Origin of the sequence: Mesorhizobium sp. M1338, assembly GCF_040318045.1 — a bacterium.
Lineage (GTDB): Bacteria > Pseudomonadota > Alphaproteobacteria > Rhizobiales > Rhizobiaceae > Mesorhizobium.
Genome location: NZ_JAMYLL010000033.1, coordinates 23,569 through 44,161, shown reverse-complemented (window position 1 = coordinate 44,161; position 20,593 = coordinate 23,569). Strand labels below are relative to the sequence as shown.

The window sequence follows — 20,593 nt, the reverse complement described above, 5'->3', positions numbered from 1 at the left end:
TTGCCGGTTGACTGGCCATCTGGTCAGGTCGCGGCCGGTCGGACTGCTCCGCACATATAGTCATCCTTGCGCCCGACAACACGGAACCCCGCCGATGGCCTTCCTCGCCCCGAAATTCCAAACTGACGATAGATTAGCCGACGACACGCTGCTCGACGCCTATTCGACGACGGTTGCCGACGCGGTCGACCGCATTGGCCCTGCCGTCTGCCGCATCGAGCGCGTCAGCGGTCAGGGCGGCCATGGCTCGGGCTTCGTCATCGCGCAGGACGGGCTGGTCGTCACCAATTTTCACGTCGTGGGTGATGCAAGAACGGTGCGCGTCTCGATGCCGGACGGCGCCTCGCGAGAAGGCCACGTGCTCGGTCGCGACCCGGACACCGACATCGCGCTGGTGCGGGCCGACGGCAGCTTTGCCGATGTCGCGCCGCTGGGCGATTCCAAGCGGCTGCGGCGCGGCCAGATCGCCATTGCCATCGGCAACCCTCTGGGCTTCGAATGGACCGTCACCTCCGGCGTTGTGTCGGCGCTGGGGCGCTCGATGCGCGCCTCCACCGGCCGGCTGATCGACGATGTCATCCAGACCGATGCGGCGCTCAACCCGGGCAATTCCGGCGGTCCGCTGGTTTCGTCGGCCGGCGAGGTCATCGGCGTCAACACCGCCATGATCCATGGCGCGCAAGGCATCGCCTTCGCGGTCGCTTCCAACACCGCCAATTTCGTCATTTCGGAGATCATCCGCTTCGGCCGCGTGCGCCGCGCCTTCATTGGTGTCTCGGCCGACACTGTCAATTTGCCGCGCCGCGCCGCCCTTTTGTCGCAAGTCTCGACCAGTACGGCGGTGCGGCTGCGCGGCGTCGAAAAGGACGGTCCGGCAGCCAAGGCGGGCTTCAAGGAAGGCGACATCATCGCCGCCATCGATGGCCGCCCGGTCACCGGCGTCGACGACCTCGTGCGTATGCTCGACGCCGAGCGCATCGGCCGCGAGACGCTGTGCACCGTCGTGCGCCGCACCGGCGTCAGCCAGGTGACGGTGACGCCGGTGGCGAGGGCGAGTTGAGCCGACGTTCAGGCTCCCGCCGCACCGTCCGCATATTGCGCCAGAAACTCCCCACTCGGCGGTATCGGCTTTATGACGTCGATCAGCACGCCATTGGGATCCTTGGTGATGAAGTGGCGCTGACCGAAGGGTTCGTCGCGCAGAGAGCACAGAATCGGCAGGCCGGCGGCAAGGATCCGCTCATAGACCGCGTCCGGGTCGCGGACCTCGAAATTGATCAACAGGCCCGATGTGCGGCCCCGCCCCTCCTCAGGGATCGTCTCGTGGTCGCCCTGGACAACGCCGAGATTGACACGTTTGGTGTCCACCGATTGCAGGTGCACGTACCAGTCGATCTCGAACAGCGGCCGGAAGCCGAAATGCCTGACATAGAAAGCCGCCGTACCGGCAACGTCACCGGTCATCAGGACCGGGTAATAGCTCGTGGTCCTCATCTTCCTTTCTCCCTTCAGATAACATACAATCTGTATGTAAATTGTTTAACATACAGGCTGCATGTATGCAACGGGACTCCGCGCGCCGCTCCAACCGCGACCGCACCGAGGCGACGCGCGCCGATCTGATCGCCGCGGCGCGAAAGCTGTTCACCGAAAAATCCTATGCCGAGACCGGCACGCCCGAGATTGTCGCCGCCGCCGGCGTCACGCGCGGCGCGCTCTATCACCATTTCGCCGACAAGCAGGCGCTCTTTGCCGCCGTCGTCGAGCAGGAGGCGGCGGCGGTGGCCGACGAGATCGAGCGCGCCTCGCCGCCATCGCTCGATGCCCGCGACGCGCTGATTGCCGGTTCGGATGCCTATCTCGCCGCCATGCGCGCACCCGGCCGCACGCGGCTGCTGCTGCTCGATGGTCCCGCCGTACTTGGCCGCGCCGCCATGGATGCGATCGACAACCGCCACGGCAACCGCTCGCTGCGCGAGGGGCTGGTCGCGGCAATGCGGGCGCAGACGATGACGAGATTGCCGGCGGAGGCGCTGACCGCGCTGCTCGGCGCAGCCTTCGACCGCGCCGCCCTGGCCATCGAGGGCGGCGCCTCGGCCGAGGATTACCGGGCCGTTCTCATGGCGCTGATCGAGGGACTGTCTCCGGCTCTTCCTCGGGCACCTCGCCAGGCTCGAACTCGTTGAAGCAGCCGAGCTGGCGCTTGAATTGGTCGATCAGCCAGGCCGCCGCCGGCTTCGGGCTGCGATCCTTGCGATGCATGGCAAACAGGGGCGAACTGACCTCCCTGAAGGACTCAAGGTCGAGTTCCACCAGCCGGCCGCTCGCCAGATCGTCGGCGATCAGCCAGCGCGGCAGCCCGCCCCAGCCCAACCCCTCGCGCATCAGCGTATGCTTGGTACGCACGTCCGTCAGCCGCCAGGTGCGGTAGGCGTAGACGCCAAAGTCGCGCCCCTTGGTGCGCTCCGACTGGTCGGTGACGACAAGCTGGGTGTGTTCGCGGGCATCCTCGATCGCCACTGGTTTTGGCAGCAACGCCAGCGGGTGGGTGGGCGCGGCTGCCAGCACGATCGACATGAAGCCGATACGCACGAGATGCACATCGACCTCGCCCAGCAGGCCGCCAATGCCAAGGTCGGCCTGCCCGCTGACGACATGATCGGGGATCAGCCCAAGCGTGCCGATGTGCAGGCGTAACATCACGGTCGGAAACTGTGCCTCGAACGCCTTCAGCACCCGAACCAGCACCGGTGACGGCAGCGTCGCATCGACCGACAGCGCAACTTCGGCCTCAAGCCCCTGATGATGGCTGTCGACGCGCGAGCGCATGCGCTGCAGCACGCCGATCATACGACGCGCATCTTCCAGCATCGCCCGGCCTATCTCGGTCAGCTGCGGCTCGCGCGTGCCCTCGCGCTCGAACAGTTTCAGCCCGAGCTGCGCCTCGAGATTGGCGATCCCGTAGCTGATCACGGACTGCGCCCGGTTGAGCTTGCGCCCGGCAGCCGAGAAACTGCCGGTTTCGGCGACCGTCACCAGGATCTGAAGTTGGTCGAGCGTCGGATTGGGTTGCATCGCTGTATCTATTTTATTGATGGATCGTATAGGAATTATACTGGTTTATCCAATGGATCGATAGCCCATATGTGGTGGGACAAATCATTCCAACCACTGGAGAGCCCAAAATGTCCATTCTTCTTGTCACCTCAAGCCCGCGTGGCGCCGCTTCGCACTCGACCCGTATCGCCACCGAATTCGCCGAGAAGCTGCTCGCCGCCGATCCGTCCAACACGCTCGTGGTGCGTGATCTGGTCGCCAACCCGCTGCCGCACATCGATGCCGACTACGCGACCGGCATCTATACGCCGGTCGAGGCCCGCACCCCGCGCCAGGCGGAAGTCGTCGGTGTCTCCGATGTCGTGCTCGACGAACTGTTCGCCGCCGACACGGTGATCCTCGCCACCGGCTTCATCAATTTCAACATTTCCTCGACGCTGAAGTCGTGGGTCGATCACATCGCCCGCTCCGGCAAGAGCTTTGCCTACGGCGAAAACGGCCCCAAGGGCCTCGTCACCGGCAAGAAGGTCTATATCGTGCTCGCTTCCGGCGGCATCTATTCGGAGGGCGCCGCCGTGCAGTTCGATCACGCCATTCCGTACTTGCGCGGCGTGCTCGGCTTCCTCGGCATGACCGATGTAGACGTCATCCGCATCGAAGGCGTCGGCATGGGACCCGACGCGGTAGCCACAGCGCTCGCCAAGGCGACCGCCAAGGTCGACGCCGTGGTTGCAGCTACCCGCGATGTCGCGGCGGCAGCGTAAGTCACACCGACCATCTGGATTGAAAAAGGCAGACGCCTCGGCGCCTGGCCTTTTTCGTTTTAGCCAATCAGATGCCGCAACAGCCCCGCCGAAGAGATCCCGATCAACACAGTTGGCAGCATGGACAGCCGCGTTGCGGCGGCGAGAGTGATCCCCAGCGCCAGAAGGTCGGCCGGATTCCTCGACACGAAGGCCGGCGCGATCACCGAGATCAGCACGCAACCAGGTGCCGCCTCCATCACCGCCGTGGCGCGGGCACCGAGCGTGCGATTACGCAGCACGACATAGCCGCCGATCCGGGTCAGGTAGGTAACGCAGGCCATCAGCACGATGGTGAGAAGGGTCGTTGCGTCGATCATGCATCACCTGCCATCAGCCAGGCCGCGACCAGCCCTGACACCGCGCCGGCGGCGACATACCAGGCGCCCGGGACGAAGAGATAGAACAGCGCCGCGACGACGAGGCTGATCAGCCAGAGCCGCGCCGCCGCCATGTCCGTCCACATGCCGCGCATCAGCACCAGGAAGACGGCCGGGAACGCCATGTCGAAACCGTAGGTCTCCACACGGCCCAGCATCGGGCCGAGCAAGGCACCCAGCGTGGTGAAAGCCACCCAGGTGAGATAAATCGCGAGTGCGGCGCCCATATAATAGTGCGGGCTGAAGGCCGGCGTGATGCCTGCAACGGCACGCTGCCTGGCATCGGCAAGTCCAAGTGCCCAGCTTTCATCGCACATAAAAAACAGCGCCGGAAAGACCTTGCGCTTCGGCAGATCGCGCAGGAACGGCGCCAGTGCCGCTCCCATCAGCAAATGACGGCTGTTGACCAGGAAGGTGATGGCAACGATGAGCGCGATATGCGGCGGCGACGTCCACAACTGGACCGCCGCGAATTCCGAGCCACCGGCAAAGTTCAGCCCGGTCATCGCGGACAGTTCGACCGTGCTCAGCCCTTTCTGGGTTGCCTGGGCGCCGAGCACCAGCGCATAGGGGATGGTACCGAACAGCACCGGTGCGCATGACGCCACGCCACGACGGAATTCGGATCTCGAACCGTCGCCCGCCGTCTCGACTGCCTGTGAAATACTCATGGTTATCCATCGGCTGACCTCACGGCCACCGCTTCCCTGCATTTGAAATCAACTGATGTCGGGGCAAACATACCGATATCGGTCCGCAATTTGGTTGCAAAGATTGTTGTATTTCACCGAATTTCGGCATTGAGTGTCACAAATTGCCGAATAGATGGAATCCAAAACCATGAAGCTGGACGAGATCGACAAGCGGATCCTGCGAGCGCTGCAACGCGACGGCCGCATGGCCAACACCGATCTGGCCAATGAAGTCGGGCTGTCGCCCTCGCCTTGCCTGCGGCGCGTGAAGCTGCTGGAGGAAGCCGGTATCATCGACCGCTATGTCGCCGTGCTCAACCCGGCCAGCATCGGCAAGGGCCTGACCTTCTTCACCCGCATCTGGCTGAAGGCACAGGACGAGGACACGATCGAGCATTTCGCCACCGAAGTGGCCAAGCTGCCGCAGGTGATGGAGTGCTACCTGATGCTCGGCGACTGCGATGCCATGGTGCGCGTGGTGGCGGCCGGCATCGACGACTACCGCCGCTTCCAGTCGGAGCATCTGAGCCGCATCAAGGGCGTGCAGAACGTCAAGACCGACGTTCCCAGCCAGACGATCAAATACACGTCGGAACTGCCGATCTGAGCCAACGAAAAACCCCGTCATTTCAGACTGGATAAAAAATGCAACCGGATTGTAGGATCGGCCTCGGTGCCAGCGTCCTTCGGAGGCAAGCAGCGCGCAGCGCTGCCCTCTGGCATGGGAGATTTGAATGAACCTTTCCTATCGTTGGGTCATCGTCGCGGCTGGCGCGCTGATGTCCTGTGTCGCCATCGGCACGATGTTTTCGCTGGCGATCTTCCTTGAGCCGATGGCGATCGACACCAACTGGTCGCGCGCCGGCATTTCGAGCGCCATGACCCTTAACTTCCTGGTGATGGGCCTTGGCGGCTTCGCCTGGGGCGCCATTTCGGACCGTTTTGGAGCCCGCATCGTCGTCACGATCGGCGCGGTGCTGCTCGGGTCGGCGCTGGTGCTGGCCAGCCGCGCCGGTTCGCTGCTCAGCTTCCAGATCACCTATGGCGTGCTGGTCGGCCTCGCCGCCAGCGCCTTCTTCGCGCCGATGATCGCGCTGACCACGGGCTGGTTCGAGACAAACCGCGGCCTTGCCGTCTCGCTGGTCTCGGCCGGCATGGGCGTGGCGCCGATGACGATCTCGCCCTTCGCCCGCTGGCTGATCTCAGCCTACGACTGGCGCACCGCCATGTTCGACATCGGCATCACCGCCTGGGTGCTGCTGTTGCCGGCCGTGCTGCTGGTCCGTCAGCCGCCAAAGCCAGCAACGGCGGCTGCGAGTCCAGCGCCGGCTACCGAGGGCGCCGGCCTGACGGTCGGCCAGGCGCTGCGCTCGCCGCAATTCATCGTACTGGGCCTCACCTTCTTTGCCTGCTGCGCGGCGCATTCCGGGCCGATCTTCCATATGGTCAGCTATGCCATGCTGTGCGGCGTCGCGCCCATGGCAGCCGTCTCGATCTACAGCGTCGAGGGCCTTGCCGGCCTCGGCGGCCGACTTTTCTACGGCGTGCTGGCCGACAGGCTTGGCGTCAAGCCGGTGCTGATCGCGGGCCTAGCGATCCAGGCGATCGTCATTGCCGCCTATCTCTCGATCAGCCGGCTCGAGCAGTTCTACATGCTGGCCGTCATCTTCGGCGCCACCTATGGCGGCGTCATGCCGCTCTACGCGGTGCTGGCGCGCGAATATTTCGGCCAGCCCATCCTCGGCACCGTGTTCGGCGCCGCCACGATGCTGTCCAGCCTCGGCATGGCGTTGGGACCGCTGGCCGGCGGCATGGTGTTCGATGCCTACGCCAACTATTCCTGGCTGTTCATCGGCTCGGCCCTCATCGGGCTTGGCGCGGTCGGCATCGCCATCGCCTTCCCGCCGCTGCCCCGCCGGGAGTTGCAGGCGGCTTAGAGCAATTCCAGGAAAAGTGTGAAACGGTTTTCCGTCCGGAATTGTGTCAAAATAAAGAGCTAGAGCAGTTCACCGTTTCATGGAAACGGTGAACTGCCATGGTCCTCGGCCGGATCGAATCCGAGCCATGCGGGCTAGGCACGTGTGAGTCTGGCCCGTTCGGATCAACTGGTTCTGCCGGCTTTACAGCCGTCCCAGGCCTTGCCGAAGTGTAGTGGTCCACGGCCAGCATATTTTCTGCGACGAGGGATCGGGGCTAAGCTCGCGCGTCCCCGCCACACCAGAGAGGCGCCCTTATGGCCGAACGTCCGAGTGGAAGAGAAAGCAACCGAATTGTCGAAAGCGGTGTTGCCGACGACGATCCGCGTCTTGCGTTCATTTATCAGGAGGCGGTGAGAGGTCTCACGCAACAGCAGACCCTTGTGGAGAACATGAGCACCCGCGCCGGCAGCCTTATCTTTGCCACCGCATTCGCCAACTCGTTGCTCGGCGGCGCGGCCCTTGCCAACGGTCTTGGGCCTTGGGACTGGACGGCGGTGGCCCTGCTGTTCGGCATCGGCGGACTGATCGTCTTCATGCTTTGGCCCTATCACCAATATACATTCCGCTTCGATCCCGAAGAGCTGCTCTATCAATATGTCGACGGCGAGAAGCCGACGACGATGTCGGCGATGCGCCGCGCGCTTGCCCTGCGCATCAAGGCGGACATGGCCAGCAACTGGCGAATTATCCAGCGGCTTCGGGTGGCGTTGCAGATTGCGCTGCTCTTACTGTTGCTCGATATCCTGGCTTGGCTTTTGGCGATTGCGCGCGTTTAAGCCGGGGCACGCGGCGGCGCCACGGCCAGGTCCATTTCCAGGACTGACGAACCTCTTACTTCACCGTGATGGACATACCGCTGAGATCGGCGTTGACTTGCAGGCCTACCTGCTTGCCTGACAGTTCGAGTTGGGCGCCCTTGTCATTGGTCATGACGATCACCTGAGCCCCTTTGCCGAGCGTGCCACCACCGCCCGCCGCACCGTAGACCCCCGTCACATCCCGGGCGCGCCTGATGTGGCGCACGGTCCCGTGGAAATAGGTCTTGGAGACCCCGAAGGCGAGGCCGCCCGAGACGCCGGCGACCGAGATGGGATAGCGACGACCATGGAAGGTCAGCGTGCCCTCGCCCCCGGATCCACCAACGAAAAAGGCCGCCTTGTAGATGGCAAAGCGAATCGTGCCGCTGTCGGCATGCGCGGCGCCGGCAACGCTGACTGCCCCTGCCGCGATGACGGCAACCGCGAGTGAACGAATTCTGGAAATCGTCATGATGAGAGCTCCTTGAGGTGGCCGCTTGCCCAAAGGCTGGGCTCGTCAGCGTGGTTCAAAGTTACAACTGAACAGTCTCACCCGTCATTGGTTCCAGGCACTCGCCCCGGTCGTGCATCATACCGATGTCCAACTAAGAAATGGACAGGATCTCAAGCTCGCGCTGCCCTAGCTGGACAAAGTCGCCAACGGTTTTGCCAGTCAGCACGATAGCAACCGGCGAACCATGCGATATCGAAGCTTGAGACGGGTTGGCCTCATCCTCGCCGACGATACGGAAGGTCTGAATGCGTCCATCATCACGCTTGAAAGTGACGCTGTGCCCGAAGGCGATCACATCATTGGACGTGGGCGCCGACATAAGCTGAGCCGTACGGACGCGCTCGGCATAATAGCGCATATCTCGAACCGGAACCGCCGACTGCCGTCGCCTCTCGTTGACATCCTCCAGCATGTTGGCGGCCTCGAGAGCCTGCTGAGCGCCAGCCAATTCATCCTGCAGCATCTTGAGGCCCGCCTCCGTGACGAGGTTGATCCGGTCGGAGACAGGGCGAGCCGGCAGGATGGTTTCCGATGCTGCCTCAGCACTTTCCTCCTTGGCAAATGCTACGCTCATTGTCGAGACTCTCTGCTTGCGGCCCACGGCCGTTGTTCGAGAAACTGGCGGCGAATAACTGCTTCCTGCGGAGGGCCGACATTTCGTTGCCTCGACCAGTCCTGCCTAACCGAAAATCCGCTCGCCCTGCTCGTCGACCAGCTGAATGCCCTTCTTGATCGAGATGTCGACGGCGTCATCGAGCCCGGCGAAGCGGTCGGCGCGGATGAATTTGTGTTCCTTCACCACACCGTCGATCTCCTTGGAGACGACGCCGCAGGTCTGGTATTGGCCGTCCGCCTTGTAGGGCGTGGCGCTGATCAGAAAGCCCTTGTGCTCGACCTGCTTGGCTGGTGCCGCGTTTTTTGGCTCGGCCGCTTCATTGCCGCCACCACCGCCGAAAAGACGCTTCAGAAAAGACATCGGGGCTTCCTCCAACAGCATTCATCCCACACCATGTAGCGTGGCGCGGGATGAATTTCACTATCGGTCCTTGGCCCGGCGGGCAAGGGCTGCGTCCGGCCGTGCCGGAAGACCTTACTTGTGCGACAGCGCTTCCAGCGCCTCGGCGGCGGCTTCGAGGATGGCGATCGCCTCGGCCTGCTTGTCGGCCGGGGCATCGACGAAGTCGCCCAGAGCCGCGCGCAGCCGGTGGCGCACGGCACGGAACTCGTCGCGTGCTTCCGAACGGCCACCACGACCGCCACGACGACCGCCCTCTTCGCTCTCGTCGTTCCAGCCGAACCAGTCGCGCGCCTTGGCCATCTTGCGGCCGAAACGCTCGAGATGGTCGAGCACGCCGTCGATCATCTCGCGATTGTCGGCAAGATGCGCTTGGCCCGCCTCGGTGATCGAGAACACCTTCTTGTTGCCGTCGGCGGCGGAGGCGGCGTAGCCGGCCTCTTCCAGGAAGGTCAGGGTCGGGTAGACCACGCCCGGGCTCGGGCTGTAGATGCCGCTGGTGCGCTCTTCCAGTGCCTTGATGATGTCGTAGCCGTGGCGCGGTGCCTCGGCCAGCAGCGACAGCGTGATCAGCTTGAGGTCGCCGTCGGCCAGCATGCGGCCTGCGCGGAACATGTCGCCCGGGCCGCCGCGTCCACCGCCACGACCACCATGCCCGAACGGGCCGAAACCGCCGCCTCCTCTGCCACCAAATTTGCCGGCCATGTGCATGAACATGCGCTCGCCGAAATGATTGTGCCCGAATTGCTTGTGCATTGATTGCTCCTTGAGTTCTATCTTACGATATATCTTAATTAGGCAAGCCAATCGCTGGAGTCAAGATATATCTTACGATGTATCTCGAAACGATGCCAAGAGGCTTGCTTTCACCGGAACGTGCCGCTAGAAGGCCCGCGAGCGCCTCGGCTGCTCCGTAAGCGTCTGACGTCAAGCAACGCATCCAACCCCGGCCTTTCCGGGCAATTCAGCCGGTCACCGGCGAATGGATGCCAATGCGACGGACCGGACAATTCAGGGAAACTCCCAAAATGACTGCAAGACATCAGCGCAGGAAGCTGCCTGCGCACTATGCCGCTGTTCTCAGCCCGCTGGTGCTGTCGCTGTTGATGACCTTCATCGTCTCGTTCATCTCGACGCTGAAAAGCCTCGGTTTCCATCCCGGCCTGGCTTCCATCTGGTTGACCGCCTGGGGCCTGTCCTGGCTGGTGGCGTTTCCGACGCTGCTGCTGGTGCTGCCGATGGTACGCCGCATTGTCGGCACGCTGTGCGAACCGGCCAGCCGATAGCTCGCACGAAAAAGGTCCGGAGATGTCCTCCGGACCTTCGCGCTCCTGGCCATCAATGACGAGCTGCTACCAGCGACCCTTGCGTCGGTTCCAGGCATAGAGCAGGTCGGCGAAACGATCATAGGCAAAGCGTGTCAGCGGCAAGACAACCGGATTGCCGAACAAAGTCGCCAGCCAGCCCTCGCCCGGCGTGACCTTCCACACGGCAATCGCCACGTCGGCGCCGACCAGCAGTTGGCCACCCGCGTCGGTGGCGTGCAGCCGGCGGCGGATATCCTCAAGGGACGCGCCAAATCCGGCAAGCGCTGCCGGTTCAAGGTTGATGTCGCGAAACTCGATCCGTCCGGCCTTGACCGCTTCGATCAACCGCCGCTTCTGCCTGCTGATGCCGGTATCGCAAACCGGGCAGCGCGTGTTGTACCAGACGGTGAGCATTTACCCGTGGCCATGCCTATGGTGCAGGTCGGGATAATGCGGATGCCGGTGGCGCATCGGCGCATGCCGGTGCCAGTGCGAATGCGGTTCGCTCACCGGCTCGTCATGATGGTGCTGGTGGTGCTCGTCATGCACATGGCTGTGCTCGTGTTCAAGTTCCTCGTGTTCGTGCTCGTGCTCATGGCGTTCCGACAGATGCAGCCAGAGGCCGATGCCCATCAGAAGCCCTGCGACCGCCAGCTTGAGCGTGACGGCGTCACCCAGGATGGCGATTGCCAGCAACGCGCCGATAAAAGGGGCGAGCGAGTAATAGGCTCCCGTCCGTGCGGTGCCCAGATGACGCAGTGCCACGATGAACATCACTAGGCTGACGCCGATGCCGAAGAAGCCGACGGCCGCGGTGGCCGCGACGATTGATGCTGGGGGAAACGAAGCCCCGCCGGCAAGCGCCAGCCCGACATTGACGACGCCCGCCACCAGACCCTTCAGCATGGCGATCATCACCGGGTCGGTGGCCGAGATCCTGCGCGTGAAATTGTTGTCGAGCCCCCAGGCCACACAAGCCCCCGCCACCAGCAGGGCGCCACGGTTGAAGGCGATGCCGTCACCTTGCCAGGACAGCAGAACGGCGCCGGCCAGAATGGCGAAGGCGCCAAAAAGCAGACGCCGGTCGACATTCTCGCGATAGACGAGCCAGGCGATCGTCATCGTCGACAGCCCTTCCAGATTGAGCAGCAGCGCCGAACTGGACGCCGTGTTGAGGGTCAAACCGAACATCAGCAGCACCGGCGCGATGATGCCGCCCATGCCGATTGCCAACGTCAACCAGGGAATATCCCCAGCGGTCAGCTGCGCTTCCTCGGCTGCGGCCTGCCTGCCCCGAAGCAAACGATACAAGGCGAGGCCGAGACCGGCACCGAGATAGAGCAGTCCGGCCAGCATGAAGGGATTGACGCCGTCGAGCAGCAGCTTGCTGAGCGGCGGCGTCGCCCCGAACAAGGCGGCGGAGCCAAGCGCGAGCGGCACGCCGGGCCACAGATGCGAATGGGAATGCGGTTCGGACATGGCCACATCCTAACGCACGTTACCCAAAAGTGGCGACGCGCTTTACGCGCTGTCTCGTCACGGCTCTATCCGAGCGAGGTGATGATCTCGCGGTAGGCGAATTCGGGGAAGGCCTTCAACGTTCGCGTCCTGACGTTGCCGGCCGCCGCCAGCATCAGCGAGAAACGCGCCAGGACCGCGTCGTCGGGGGCTTCGACCAGCGCCACCATGTCGTACTCGCCCATGGTCAGGTAGAACGCCTTGAACGATCCGCCCATATCTCCCAGCTGCTTCCTGGCGGCGTCGAGCCGCTTCGGTGAATCGCGCACGTTTTTGGCGCCCTGCTCGGTCCAGTTCATCAGCACGATGTAGCTTGTCATGGCACACCTCCTCCGGGGCCACGGAGCACGGCGGCTTCGCCGGGGCGGGCATCCGGGTTGTCGCCCAGAAAATGCATCCGATACGAAATTATCCTCCCGAAGCGTCCGAGCCGCAAGAGCATGCCCCGAAACCGAAAAAGGGCGCCAGTGGCGCCCTTGAACTCTTTGATGTCGGAGGTCCTAGCTATCCAGGAAGCTCCTGAGCTTGCGGCTGCGGCTCGGGTGCTTCAGCTTGCGCAACGCCTTGGCCTCGATCTGGCGGATACGTTCGCGGGTGACCGAGAACTGCTGGCCGACCTCTTCAAGCGTATGGTCGGTGTTCATGCCGATGCCGAAGCGCATGCGCAGAACGCGCTCCTCGCGCGGCGTCAGCGAGGCCAGCACGCGCGTGGTGGTCTCGCGCAAATTGGCCTGGATCGCCGCGTCGATCGGCAGGATCGCCATCTTGTCCTCGATGAAATCGCCCAGATGCGAATCCTCCTCGTCGCCGACCGGCGTTTCGAGCGAGATCGGCTCCTTGGCGATCTTCAGCACCTTGCGCACTTTTTCGAGCGGCATGGCGAGCTTTTCGGCCAGTTCTTCCGGCGTCGGCTCGCGGCCGATCTCGTGCAGCATCTGGCGCGAGGTGCGCACGATCTTGTTGATCGTTTCGATCATGTGCACCGGAATGCGGATGGTGCGCGCCTGATCGGCGATCGAACGGGTGATCGCCTGCCTGATCCACCATGTCGCGTAGGTCGAGAACTTGTAGCCACGGCGGTATTCGAATTTGTCCACCGCCTTCATCAGGCCGATATTGCCTTCCTGGATCAGGTCGAGGAACTGCAGGCCGCGATTGGTGTATTTCTTGGCGATGGAGATGACGAGGCGCAGATTGGCCTCGACCATTTCCTTCTTGGCGATCGCCGCTTCGCGCTCGCCCTTCTGCACCTGGTTGACGATCTTGCGGAATTCCAGGATCGAGATCGCCGTTTCGGTGGCGAGGTTCTGGATCTCGGCGCGCAGGTCCTTGATCGCGTCCTTCTCGTTCTTGGTGAATTCCTTCCAGCCGCGCGAGGTCAGGTTGCCGATCGCGCGCGTCCAGTTCGGGTCGAGCTCGGAACCCTGATATTCCTTCAGGAACTCCTCGCGGCGCACGCCATAGCTTTCGGCGAGCCTGAGCAACTTGCCCTCGTTCTGCACCAGGCGCTTGTTGATGTCGTAGAGCTGCTCGACCAGCGCCTCGATGCGCGCCGTGTTGAGCGACAGCGACTTCACCGCCTTGATCAGCTGGTCCTTCAGCTCCTTCAGCCGGCGGTCCTGGCTGGGCGACAGCGTGCCGGCGGCGGCCAGACGGTTCTCGACCTGCTGGTCCTGCAGCTTGCGCAGCTTCTTGTAAGTGTCGGCGATGACGTCGAGCGTCTCCATCACCTGCGGGCGGAGTTCCGCTTCCATGGCCGCCAGCGAAAGGCTCGCTTCGTCCTCGTCTTCCTCGTCGTCATCCACCAGCCCGCGCGTATCGGCGGCGACATTGGTGATGTCGTCTTCCTCGTCGCGCGAACGGCGCGGCTTATCCTCGACCTTGGCTTCCTCGATGCGCTCGACGACCGGCGCCTGCTTGGCTTCCGGTCCGGCATAGGTGGCTTCGAGGTCGATGATCTCGCGCAGCAGGATCTTGGATTCGTTGAGTTCGTCGCGCCAGATGATGATGGCCTGGAAAGTCAGCGGACTTTCGCACAGGCCCGCGATCATCGTCTCGCGGCCGGCCTCGATGCGCTTGGCGATGGCGATTTCGCCCTCGCGCGACAGCAACTCGACCGAGCCCATCTCGCGCAGATACATGCGCACCGGATCGTCGGTGCGGTCGGTCGGCTCTTTCTTCGTCGTGGTGGCGGCAACGGCGGTGCCGGTCTGCTCGGCCAGTTCGTTGGCGTCTTCCTCGGCATCGGCCGCGGTGTCGGCGGCTTCGGGCTCCTCGCCCTGCTCGTCGTCCTCGACCACGTTGATGCCCATGTCGGACAGCATCGCCATCGTGTCCTCGATCTGCTCGGAGGTGACTTCCTCGGAGGGCAGCACCGAATTCAGCTCGTCCATGGTGACATAGCCGCGCTTCTTGGCGGCCTTGATCATCTTCTTGACAGCATCATCGGAAAGGTCGAGCAGAGGGCCATCGGTGGCGCCTTCGCGTTCGGTTTCGACCTCTTCCTTTTCCTTTGTCGCCATAGTCTTTATCTTCTCCTAGCGGCCGAACATCAAAGCCGCGTAAGCTGTCGGACCAGTCAAATCGGATGCGCTCGCTTATGAACGCGCTTCACCGGGCCAGTAACTGCATCAACTCATCGTTTGGTGCATGTCGTTGCCCCAAAACCGGTTTCCTTTTGGGCAACATGCATTAAGTCCAGATTAACCCTGGTATCTGTGGCAGGCAGGCTGCCTGTCCAGTGACCAGTACCCTCACATCGCTTATTTCCCGTCGACGCGGGTTCGGGTTAACGTTTCGAATCGTCCTGATTCCGTCATTCTGCCAGAAGGTCAAGCGCCTCTCGCATGATTCGCCTTAAAAAAGCGAATCAATTACCCGACTTAGCCCGCCGCACGCCATTTCGACGCGCAACAACGCCTTCACATTTCACTCGCTTCAAACTAAGCCCGCCCGGCCCTGCCCGAGGACACGCCGAATCCTTCGATCAGCGCTTCCGTTGCCTGTACATCCTGAAATTGCGCCTGAATTTCGATCAGGTGCCGGTAGTTTTCGTCCGTGGGATCGGTGGCGAGCGCCGCTTCCGCCTGTTTCAGCTCCTTATGTAAGGTGCGCGCGCTGCGCTGCAAGTGCAGTGCCTGGCTGAAAGCGTCGCGGGCATCGTCAAGGGCAGCGGTCTCCAGCGCCGGCCATTGACGCATACGCCGGATCAAGCCGACGGCCCGCTCCCAGATCTCGGCGCAGCCGGCGCGTTCGATCGTGGCGATAACGGCATGACGGTCATTGGCCATGTCATGCGCCATCGCATCGAGGATCGCCGCATGCAGCCGTCGCAGATCGGAGTTGGCGAGATCGAGAAACTCGATATGCGCGAAATTCTCGTCGATCAACGCTGGATGGTTGATCAGCGCGACAATGATCGTCGCCTCGCGCACCGACATCCCCTCGCTGCCACGCTTGACCAAAGCTGACTGGCCGAGGCTTTCAGTGATCGCGATGCGGCCGCCGCCACTCTTGGCGAACTGTCCGCCGGGTGCGGGCGTCTTGCCCTGGCCGCGCTCGCCTGGCCGGCCGCCATCTTGACGCCCTTGGCGCGCACTGCGCTGCGAGCCGAAGAAGCTCAGCACGCGTTCGCGCATCTCCTGCTGATAATGGTAGCGCAGGCTTTCGTCGCGGATACGGCTGGTCAGCTCGCGCAGCGTCTTCTCAAGCTCGGCCCGCCGCTCCGGCGTATCGAAGACGCCGCCCGCCGTCTCACGCATCCACAGCAGATCGACCAGCGGCCGTGCGTCGGCCAGTACGCGACGGAAAGCATCCGGTCCTTCGGCCTTGACCAGATCGTCGGGATCCTTGCCTTCCGGCAGCAGCGCGAAGCGCGCCGAACGCCCGGCCTGCACCGACGGCAGTGCCATGTCGGCCGCGCGCCACGCCGCCTTCAGCCCAGCCTTGTCGCCGTCGAAACACAACATCGGCTCCGGCGCCATGCGCCAAAGCAATTCAAGCTGGTTTTCGGTGAGCGCGGTGCCGAGCGGCGCCACGACATTCTCGAAGCCGGCCTGCGCCAGCGCGATGACGTCCATATAGCCCTCGACGGCGATGACCGTGCCGCCCTTGGCCAGGGCCCCCTTTCCCATTGCTTGGCGGGCGCGGGCGAAATTATAGAGCACATTGCCCTTGTGGAAGAGCTCGGTATCGGGCGAGTTCATGTATTTGGCCAGCGCATCCGGCTGCAGCGCGCGCCCGCCGAAGGCGATGATCTTGCCGCGCGAATCCGGGATCGGGAACATGATGCGGTCGCGGAACCAGTCATAGGAAACCGGGATGTCGTCGCCGTGGCGCACCAGCCCGCAGGCCTCGATATCGGCCTTGGGAACACCCTTGGCGGCGAGATGCTCCTTGAGCGCATTGCGGCTATCGGGCGCGAAGCCGAGCCGGAACGATTGCTGCGTCGCCGGTGTCAGTCCACGATCGCGCAGATAGGCGCGGGCTTTCGCGCCTTCCGGTCCCTGCAGCCGTTCCTGGAAGAAGGTGGTCGCCATCTCCATGACGTCGGTCAGGCTGGCGCGTTCCTTTTCGCGCCGCTCCTCCTGGGCATCGCGAACCGGCATCTGCACGCCGGCCATGTCGGCGATCTTTTCGACCGCTTCGGGAAAGCTCATCCCGTCGAGTTCGGTCAGGAACTTGAAATGATCGCCCGAGACCGAGCAGCCGAAACAATGGTAGCGGCCCTTCTTGTCCTCGCAGTGGAAGGACGGGCTCTTCTCGCCATGGAACGGGCAGCAGGCCCAATAGTCGCCGCGCGGCGCGTTGGTCTTCTTCCGGTCCCACGCAACGCGCTGGCCGATAACCGATGAAATCGGCACGCGGTCGCGTATCTCGTCGAGGAAAGCAGGCGGAAAGCGCATCGGGGAACTCGTTTCCCCACCATATAATCATGCCCGCGAAATCCGACGACCCCTAATGCGGGCCATACCCGGTTTCCACAGGGCAAAAGGCGGCCTTGCCTATAGCCTGTCGATCAATCGCCTTCGTCGACGAGACTTTCAACCGGCAGTTCGAGCGCGCGAGCCAGCCGCAGCCAAAGCGCGACATCCCCTCCACGCTTTCCGTTCTCGATTTCAGAAAGATAGTTCTGCGTCACTCCGACGGACGCGGAGAGCACAGCTTGGGTAAGCTTGCGATACCTGCGCCAGAAAGCAAGCGGAGAGACCGCTGCGACAAGAGCCCGTGCCTCGTCCGGAGTAAGTCCTGGAATCTGGCCTGCGCGAAAGCTGCCCAGCGCCTGTGCGTGGTCCAGCGATTCCCGCAACGCATCCAGTTCGCTGCGTGGTAAGATGGCCAGTTCCTCGCCACCTGGCGTCGTGACATAGGCAACGTTGTTCACCTTGGCATCCCTTCAATCATAAACCGACCCGCGCGGTCCGATCCTGGTGACGATGATCTCCTGATCCGTTTCCTCGAACATCACACGATAGTCACCCACCCTCAAACGCAGAGCGGTCGAGCCTTGCAACGCCTTGACCATGTTTGCAAGGCTGCTCGGGTCATTGGCATATGCTTCTATCTTCGACAGAATTCTCTCGGCATCCGCCCGATGCTTTCGCAGCGCCTTGGCAGCCAGAGGAAGGAGAATGACCCGCTTCACCTCGAAAATATCGCACATCGTGATATTTTCGGCAAGCTGTTTCAAAACTTCTTAATGTTGGTGAGGAGTTGGTCGCGGACGGCAGAAAAGCGGCCATGGCGGGCCGCCTCCCTTCAAATGTCCGGCTAAGTGCCGGTTAATGAGCGGCAAGCGCGCCGAAGATGACGCCGGAGAGGATGCCGACCAGCACATAGTCGTTGCCGACGCGGATCCATTCCTGGCCACGGCCGGGACGATGCAGGCCATAGCGGCCATAATCGCGGATCGGTTGGTGACGCTTCCAGCTGGAATATTTCTGGCCATTGCGCCAATGGCTGCGCTTCACGACGACCGTCTTCTTGAAGACGCGCTTCTTCACATCGGTATGGTGGCCGGGCTTCTGCCAGTCGACCTGGCTATAGTTCGACTGTGGTGCGACCTGCGCAGTCAGCGGTGCGGCCTGGCTGGTGAACGACGTGGCGGCCAGCATCGAGAAAGCGAGGGCGGAAAGGACAATGCGTTTCATCAGAAGTCTCCTGGTTGTCGACATCAGGGGAATAGCGCGGCACTGATGAACCGAAACTGAACGCCGGCATTACAATTGTGTAATGAATTCCTTCATTTAATCGAGGGAGTTGAACATCCTCGCAAAGGTAGGAGACAAGCGCGGCAACCCGCGCGAATCCGCCGTGCCACGGTAGCCCGGCAATGCAACCTTTTGCGCCTCAATCCATTTTCCGACACTGCCTGTCGCGCGGCAACGGCCCTTTGAAATCCACAAGATTTTATTATCCGGCTAAAATATTCGAGTTATTATCGGCCACTGCCATGAACATGATTCGTAACCCCGCTTTTCATCCCGCTCGCCACGCTGGCCGCGTCGCGCGCCCTGTTCGCACGCGGGCGACAAGATGAGCGGCTCCGTCGTCCTTCTGCATCTGGCCGGCGCCGTGGCGCTGATGCTGTTTGCCACCCGCATGGTGAAGACCGGCGTCGAGCGTGCCTATGGCGACGTGTTGCGCCATCGTCTGCGCGCCACCATGCGCAATCCGATCATGGCGGTGCTGGCCGGCACCGGCCTCGCCATCGCCCTGCAGAGTTCCACCGCCGTCACGCTGCTGGTCGGCTCCTTCGCCGGCTCCGGCATCGTCTCGGGCGCCGCGGGCCAACTTGCCGTGCGTGGGGCCGAGATCGGCTCGGCGCTGGTGGTCAAGCTGCTGACCTTCGATCTCACCCTGCTGGTGCCGCTTTGCCTGATCACCGGCACGGTGATGTTCATGGCCACCGAGCGGCGCGACTGGCGCCAGTCCGGCCGCATCCTGGTCGGCATCGGCCTGTTGATCCTGTCGCTGGAAATGATCGGCCAGGCATCGGAACCGCTGCGCAACAGCCAGCTCCTGCCGGTCATCATCAACTACTTCTCCACCGATTCCATCACCGCCTATCTGCTGGCGGCGCTGATCACCTGGCTGTTCCAGTCGAGCATCGCGGCGGTTCTCTTGATGGCGACGCTGGCCGGTCGTGGCCTGATCACGCCGGAACTCGGCGTCGTCCTCATCCTCGGCGTCAATCTCGGCTCCTCGATTATCGCGCCGATGCTGACACGCTCGTCGAGCCCCGAAGTGCGCGTCGTGCCGATCGGCAATCTCCTGATGCGCGGGCTTGGCTCGCTGGTCATGCTGATCCTGGTCATGATCTTCAGGCCGCACTTCGCCTTCCTCGGTTCGACGGCCGCGGACCAGATCGTCAACGCCCACATCCTGTTCAATGTGCTGATCCTGCTCGCCGGGCTGCCGCTGGCCGGGTTCGTCTACCGCGCCTCGGAGAAGATCGTGGCGCTCGGCACTAGGCCCGTGCCGGCCGCCTCGCTCGACGTCGTCGAGCTGTCCGCGCTCAACGAGAGCGCGCTCGACGTGCCAAGCCAGGCGCTGGCCAATGCCACGCGCGAGGTGGTGCGCGTCTGCGAGACGGTCGAGATCATGCTCAAGCGCATCATCGAGCTCTATGAAAGTGCCGACGCCGACAAGATCATGGCGCTGGCTGCACTCGACGACCGCGTCGACAGGAAGCATGCCGCGATCAAGCTCTATCTGGCCAAGCTGACCAGGAACCCGCTGACCGAGGACGAGGCGCTGCGCTGCCAGGAGTTGATCGGCGCCTGCGTCAAGCTCGAGCAGGTCGGCGACATCATCGTGCGCAACATGCTGGTGCATGTGAAGAAGAAGTTCGAGCGCGGACTGGAATTCACCGACGAGGGCTGGAGCGAGTTGTTCGCCTTCCACAGTTCGGTGCTCGCCAACGCGCGGCTTGCCTTCAACGTGCTGGTGTCGCGCGATCCCGAAACCGCCCGCCAGCTGGTGCTGGAAAAGGACCAGCTGCGCGACCGCGAGAAGGAAACCAGCACCAGCCATTTCGAGCGCCTGCGCGATGGCACCGCCAAGAGCGTCGAGACCAGCTCGATCCATCTCGACACCATCCGCGACCTGAAGCAGATCAACTCGCTGCTGGCCTCGATGGCCTATCCGGTGCTCGAAGAGCGCGGCCTGCTCACCGGGTCGCGGCTGAAGGCGAGCTGATCACGACACCGTCAAGCACCGTACTCGCTTCGGCGGCAAAATACCTTTGCCCTGTTTCCTCCAGTCGGGATAAGGGTTCATTAGCCCAGCCTTTCGGAGGAAATCGATGGACACCCATTCGCGCAGCTTCGCCAAGGCGCTCTCCTGGCGGGTGACCGGCACCATCGACACGATGATCATCTCGCTGGTCGTGACCGGAAGCATCAAGCTCGCCGCGGCAATCGGCCTGACCGAGGTCGTCACCAAATCGCTGCTCTACTATTTTCACGAGCGGACGTGGCTGAAAATTCCTTACGGGCGCAAAACCGTGGCATAGCGGCCCTCGGTGCACG

25 protein-coding genes are annotated in these 20,593 nt (G+C 62.9%); 9 read left to right on the top strand and 16 right to left on the bottom strand.

Going from position 1 to position 20,593, the window contains the following annotated elements; all coding sequences use genetic code 11:
• The first annotated feature begins 94 nt into the window (after positions 1–94).
• On the top strand, positions 95–1,060 hold the full coding sequence (locus tag NKH19_RS23760; protein ID WP_352863651.1) for a S1C family serine protease: 966 nt from the start codon (positions 95–97) through the stop codon (positions 1,058–1,060).
• An 8-nt stretch (positions 1,061–1,068) separates the two neighbouring features.
• Here the strand turns inward: NKH19_RS23760 and NKH19_RS23755 are convergent, their stop codons facing one another.
• A complete protein-coding gene (locus NKH19_RS23755) occupies positions 1,069–1,494 on the bottom strand; it encodes a VOC family protein (RefSeq protein WP_352863652.1) in 426 nt (141 codons plus the stop codon).
• Between the two features lie 65 nt (positions 1,495–1,559).
• Between NKH19_RS23755 and NKH19_RS23750 the strand changes: the two genes are divergently transcribed.
• A complete protein-coding gene (locus NKH19_RS23750; protein WP_352863653.1) occupies positions 1,560–2,186 on the top strand; it encodes a TetR/AcrR family transcriptional regulator in 627 nt (208 codons plus the stop codon).
• Here the strand turns inward: NKH19_RS23750 and NKH19_RS23745 are convergent.
• On the bottom strand, positions 2,119–3,075 hold the full coding sequence (locus tag NKH19_RS23745) for a LysR family transcriptional regulator (RefSeq protein ID WP_352863654.1): 957 nt from the start codon (positions 3,073–3,075) through the stop codon (positions 2,119–2,121). The two genes, NKH19_RS23750 and NKH19_RS23745, sit on opposite strands and share 68 nt — an antisense overlap.
• A 110-nt stretch (positions 3,076–3,185) precedes the next feature.
• On the opposite strand from NKH19_RS23745, the gene NKH19_RS23740 reads away from it, so the two are divergent.
• Positions 3,186–3,821 (top strand): FMN-dependent NADH-azoreductase, encoded by a 636-nt coding sequence (locus tag NKH19_RS23740; protein ID WP_352863655.1) that lies wholly within the window; start codon positions 3,186–3,188, stop codon positions 3,819–3,821.
• A 59-nt stretch (positions 3,822–3,880) separates the two neighbouring features.
• On the opposite strand, the gene NKH19_RS23735 is transcribed toward NKH19_RS23740, so the two are convergent.
• Together NKH19_RS23735 and NKH19_RS23730 are read right to left on the bottom strand one after the other, a co-directional pair.
• A complete protein-coding gene (locus NKH19_RS23735; protein ID WP_352863657.1) occupies positions 3,881–4,180 on the bottom strand; it encodes an AzlD family protein in 300 nt (99 codons plus the stop codon).
• A complete protein-coding gene (locus NKH19_RS23730; RefSeq protein ID WP_352863658.1) occupies positions 4,177–4,911 on the bottom strand; it encodes an AzlC family ABC transporter permease in 735 nt (244 codons plus the stop codon). The genes NKH19_RS23735 and NKH19_RS23730 overlap by 4 nt, the downstream gene beginning before the upstream one ends.
• Before the next feature lie 169 nt (positions 4,912–5,080).
• On the opposite strand from NKH19_RS23730, the gene NKH19_RS23725 reads away from it, so the two are divergent.
• The 3 genes from NKH19_RS23725 (at position 5,081) to NKH19_RS23715 (ending at position 7,687) form a co-directional block, all read left to right on the top strand.
• Positions 5,081–5,539, top strand: a complete 459-nt coding sequence (locus NKH19_RS23725) for an Lrp/AsnC family transcriptional regulator (protein WP_352863660.1) — start codon at positions 5,081–5,083, stop codon at positions 5,537–5,539.
• A gap of 127 nt (positions 5,540–5,666) precedes the next feature.
• Positions 5,667–6,869 carry an MFS transporter gene (locus NKH19_RS23720; protein ID WP_352863661.1) on the top strand — a complete coding sequence of 401 codons (1,203 nt, stop codon included), beginning with the start codon at positions 5,667–5,669 and terminating at the stop codon, positions 6,867–6,869.
• Between the two features lie 296 nt (positions 6,870–7,165).
• Positions 7,166–7,687, top strand: coding sequence for a hypothetical protein (locus NKH19_RS23715; protein ID WP_352863662.1), 522 nt, complete (start codon positions 7,166–7,168; stop codon positions 7,685–7,687).
• A gap of 55 nt (positions 7,688–7,742) precedes the next feature.
• On the opposite strand, the gene NKH19_RS23710 is transcribed toward NKH19_RS23715, so the two are convergent.
• From NKH19_RS23710 to NKH19_RS23695, 4 genes are all read right to left on the bottom strand, one after another.
• Positions 7,743–8,180 carry a hypothetical protein gene (locus NKH19_RS23710; protein WP_502911015.1) on the bottom strand — a complete coding sequence of 146 codons (438 nt, stop codon included), beginning with the start codon at positions 8,178–8,180 and terminating at the stop codon, positions 7,743–7,745.
• Between the two features lie 133 nt (positions 8,181–8,313).
• On the bottom strand, positions 8,314–8,796 hold the full coding sequence (gene greA / locus NKH19_RS23705) for a transcription elongation factor GreA (RefSeq protein ID WP_352863663.1): 483 nt from the start codon (positions 8,794–8,796) through the stop codon (positions 8,314–8,316).
• 105 nt (positions 8,797–8,901) lie between these two features.
• On the bottom strand, positions 8,902–9,198 hold the full coding sequence (locus NKH19_RS23700; protein ID WP_352863664.1) for an HlyU family transcriptional regulator: 297 nt from the start codon (positions 9,196–9,198) through the stop codon (positions 8,902–8,904).
• A gap of 114 nt (positions 9,199–9,312) precedes the next feature.
• Entirely contained in the window at positions 9,313–9,993 is a 681-nt protein-coding gene (locus NKH19_RS23695) for a PadR family transcriptional regulator (RefSeq protein ID WP_352863666.1), read from the bottom strand.
• A gap of 272 nt (positions 9,994–10,265) precedes the next feature.
• On the opposite strand from NKH19_RS23695, the gene NKH19_RS23690 reads away from it, so the two are divergent.
• Positions 10,266–10,523, top strand: coding sequence for a DUF2798 domain-containing protein (locus NKH19_RS23690; RefSeq protein ID WP_352863667.1), 258 nt, complete (start codon positions 10,266–10,268; stop codon positions 10,521–10,523).
• Positions 10,524–10,589: 66 nt separating this feature from the next.
• On the opposite strand, the gene NKH19_RS23685 is transcribed toward NKH19_RS23690, so the two are convergent.
• The 8 genes from NKH19_RS23685 to NKH19_RS23650 form a co-directional block, all read right to left on the bottom strand.
• Positions 10,590–10,958, bottom strand: coding sequence for a thiol-disulfide oxidoreductase DCC family protein (locus NKH19_RS23685; RefSeq protein ID WP_352863668.1), 369 nt, complete (start codon positions 10,956–10,958; stop codon positions 10,590–10,592).
• Positions 10,959–12,023, bottom strand: a complete 1,065-nt coding sequence (locus NKH19_RS23680; protein WP_352863669.1) for a DMT family transporter — start codon at positions 12,021–12,023, stop codon at positions 10,959–10,961. It abuts the gene before it with no gap.
• Positions 12,024–12,088: 65 nt separating this feature from the next.
• Positions 12,089–12,382 carry a GYD domain-containing protein gene (locus NKH19_RS23675; RefSeq protein WP_352863672.1) on the bottom strand — a complete coding sequence of 98 codons (294 nt, stop codon included), beginning with the start codon at positions 12,380–12,382 and terminating at the stop codon, positions 12,089–12,091.
• A gap of 180 nt (positions 12,383–12,562) precedes the next feature.
• Positions 12,563–14,584 (bottom strand): RNA polymerase sigma factor RpoD, encoded by a 2,022-nt coding sequence (gene rpoD, locus NKH19_RS23670; RefSeq protein ID WP_352863673.1) that lies wholly within the window; start codon positions 14,582–14,584, stop codon positions 12,563–12,565.
• A 420-nt stretch (positions 14,585–15,004) separates the two neighbouring features.
• Positions 15,005–16,966, bottom strand: a complete 1,962-nt coding sequence (dnaG, locus tag NKH19_RS23665) for a DNA primase (protein ID WP_352863675.1) — start codon at positions 16,964–16,966, stop codon at positions 15,005–15,007.
• A gap of 113 nt (positions 16,967–17,079) precedes the next feature.
• Positions 17,080–17,445, bottom strand: coding sequence for a helix-turn-helix transcriptional regulator (locus tag NKH19_RS23660; RefSeq protein ID WP_352863677.1), 366 nt, complete (start codon positions 17,443–17,445; stop codon positions 17,080–17,082).
• Positions 17,446–17,457: 12 nt separating this feature from the next.
• The gene (locus tag NKH19_RS23655) at positions 17,458–17,751 is read right to left on the bottom strand and encodes a type II toxin-antitoxin system RelE family toxin (RefSeq protein ID WP_352863678.1); all 294 of its coding nucleotides are present in this window, start codon (positions 17,749–17,751) and stop codon (positions 17,458–17,460) included.
• Between the two features lie 91 nt (positions 17,752–17,842).
• On the bottom strand, positions 17,843–18,211 hold the full coding sequence (locus NKH19_RS23650) for an RcnB family protein (protein WP_352863680.1): 369 nt from the start codon (positions 18,209–18,211) through the stop codon (positions 17,843–17,845).
• Positions 18,212–18,596: 385 nt separating this feature from the next.
• Here NKH19_RS23650 and NKH19_RS23645 point away from each other — a divergent pair, with 385 nt between their 5' ends.
• Together NKH19_RS23645 and NKH19_RS23640 are read left to right on the top strand one after the other, a co-directional pair.
• On the top strand, positions 18,597–20,261 hold the full coding sequence (locus NKH19_RS23645) for a Na/Pi cotransporter family protein (protein ID WP_352863681.1): 1,665 nt from the start codon (positions 18,597–18,599) through the stop codon (positions 20,259–20,261).
• Positions 20,262–20,367: 106 nt separating this feature from the next.
• Positions 20,368–20,577, top strand: coding sequence for a DUF2061 domain-containing protein (locus NKH19_RS23640; protein WP_352863683.1), 210 nt, complete (start codon positions 20,368–20,370; stop codon positions 20,575–20,577).
• Positions 20,578–20,593 lie beyond the last annotated feature (16 nt).

Coding starts and splice junctions, on each gene's coding strand:
- NKH19_RS23760 (WP_352863651.1), top strand. CDS start 95: ATGGCCTTCCTCGCCCCGAAATTCCAAACTGACGATAGATTAGCCGAC.
- NKH19_RS23755 (WP_352863652.1), bottom strand. CDS start 1,494: ATGAGGACCACGAGCTATTACCCGGTCCTGATGACCGGTGACGTTGCC.
- NKH19_RS23750 (WP_352863653.1), top strand. CDS start 1,560: ATGCAACGGGACTCCGCGCGCCGCTCCAACCGCGACCGCACCGAGGCG.
- NKH19_RS23745 (WP_352863654.1), bottom strand. CDS start 3,075: ATGCAACCCAATCCGACGCTCGACCAACTTCAGATCCTGGTGACGGTC.
- NKH19_RS23740 (WP_352863655.1), top strand. CDS start 3,186: ATGTCCATTCTTCTTGTCACCTCAAGCCCGCGTGGCGCCGCTTCGCAC.
- NKH19_RS23735 (WP_352863657.1), bottom strand. CDS start 4,180: ATGATCGACGCAACGACCCTTCTCACCATCGTGCTGATGGCCTGCGTT.
- NKH19_RS23730 (WP_352863658.1), bottom strand. CDS start 4,911: ATGAGTATTTCACAGGCAGTCGAGACGGCGGGCGACGGTTCGAGATCC.
- NKH19_RS23725 (WP_352863660.1), top strand. CDS start 5,081: ATGAAGCTGGACGAGATCGACAAGCGGATCCTGCGAGCGCTGCAACGC.
- NKH19_RS23720 (WP_352863661.1), top strand. CDS start 5,667: ATGAACCTTTCCTATCGTTGGGTCATCGTCGCGGCTGGCGCGCTGATG.
- NKH19_RS23715 (WP_352863662.1), top strand. CDS start 7,166: ATGGCCGAACGTCCGAGTGGAAGAGAAAGCAACCGAATTGTCGAAAGC.
- NKH19_RS23710 (WP_502911015.1), bottom strand. CDS start 8,180: ATGACGATTTCCAGAATTCGTTCACTCGCGGTTGCCGTCATCGCGGCA.
- greA (WP_352863663.1), bottom strand. CDS start 8,796: ATGAGCGTAGCATTTGCCAAGGAGGAAAGTGCTGAGGCAGCATCGGAA.
- NKH19_RS23700 (WP_352863664.1), bottom strand. CDS start 9,198: ATGTCTTTTCTGAAGCGTCTTTTCGGCGGTGGTGGCGGCAATGAAGCG.
- NKH19_RS23695 (WP_352863666.1), bottom strand. CDS start 9,993: ATGCACAAGCAATTCGGGCACAATCATTTCGGCGAGCGCATGTTCATG.
- NKH19_RS23690 (WP_352863667.1), top strand. CDS start 10,266: ATGACTGCAAGACATCAGCGCAGGAAGCTGCCTGCGCACTATGCCGCT.
- NKH19_RS23685 (WP_352863668.1), bottom strand. CDS start 10,958: ATGCTCACCGTCTGGTACAACACGCGCTGCCCGGTTTGCGATACCGGC.
- NKH19_RS23680 (WP_352863669.1), bottom strand. CDS start 12,023: ATGTCCGAACCGCATTCCCATTCGCATCTGTGGCCCGGCGTGCCGCTC.
- NKH19_RS23675 (WP_352863672.1), bottom strand. CDS start 12,382: ATGACAAGCTACATCGTGCTGATGAACTGGACCGAGCAGGGCGCCAAA.
- rpoD (WP_352863673.1), bottom strand. CDS start 14,584: ATGGCGACAAAGGAAAAGGAAGAGGTCGAAACCGAACGCGAAGGCGCC.
- dnaG (WP_352863675.1), bottom strand. CDS start 16,966: ATGCGCTTTCCGCCTGCTTTCCTCGACGAGATACGCGACCGCGTGCCG.
- NKH19_RS23650 (WP_352863680.1), bottom strand. CDS start 18,211: ATGAAACGCATTGTCCTTTCCGCCCTCGCTTTCTCGATGCTGGCCGCC.
- NKH19_RS23645 (WP_352863681.1), top strand. CDS start 18,597: ATGAGCGGCTCCGTCGTCCTTCTGCATCTGGCCGGCGCCGTGGCGCTG.
- NKH19_RS23640 (WP_352863683.1), top strand. CDS start 20,368: ATGGACACCCATTCGCGCAGCTTCGCCAAGGCGCTCTCCTGGCGGGTG.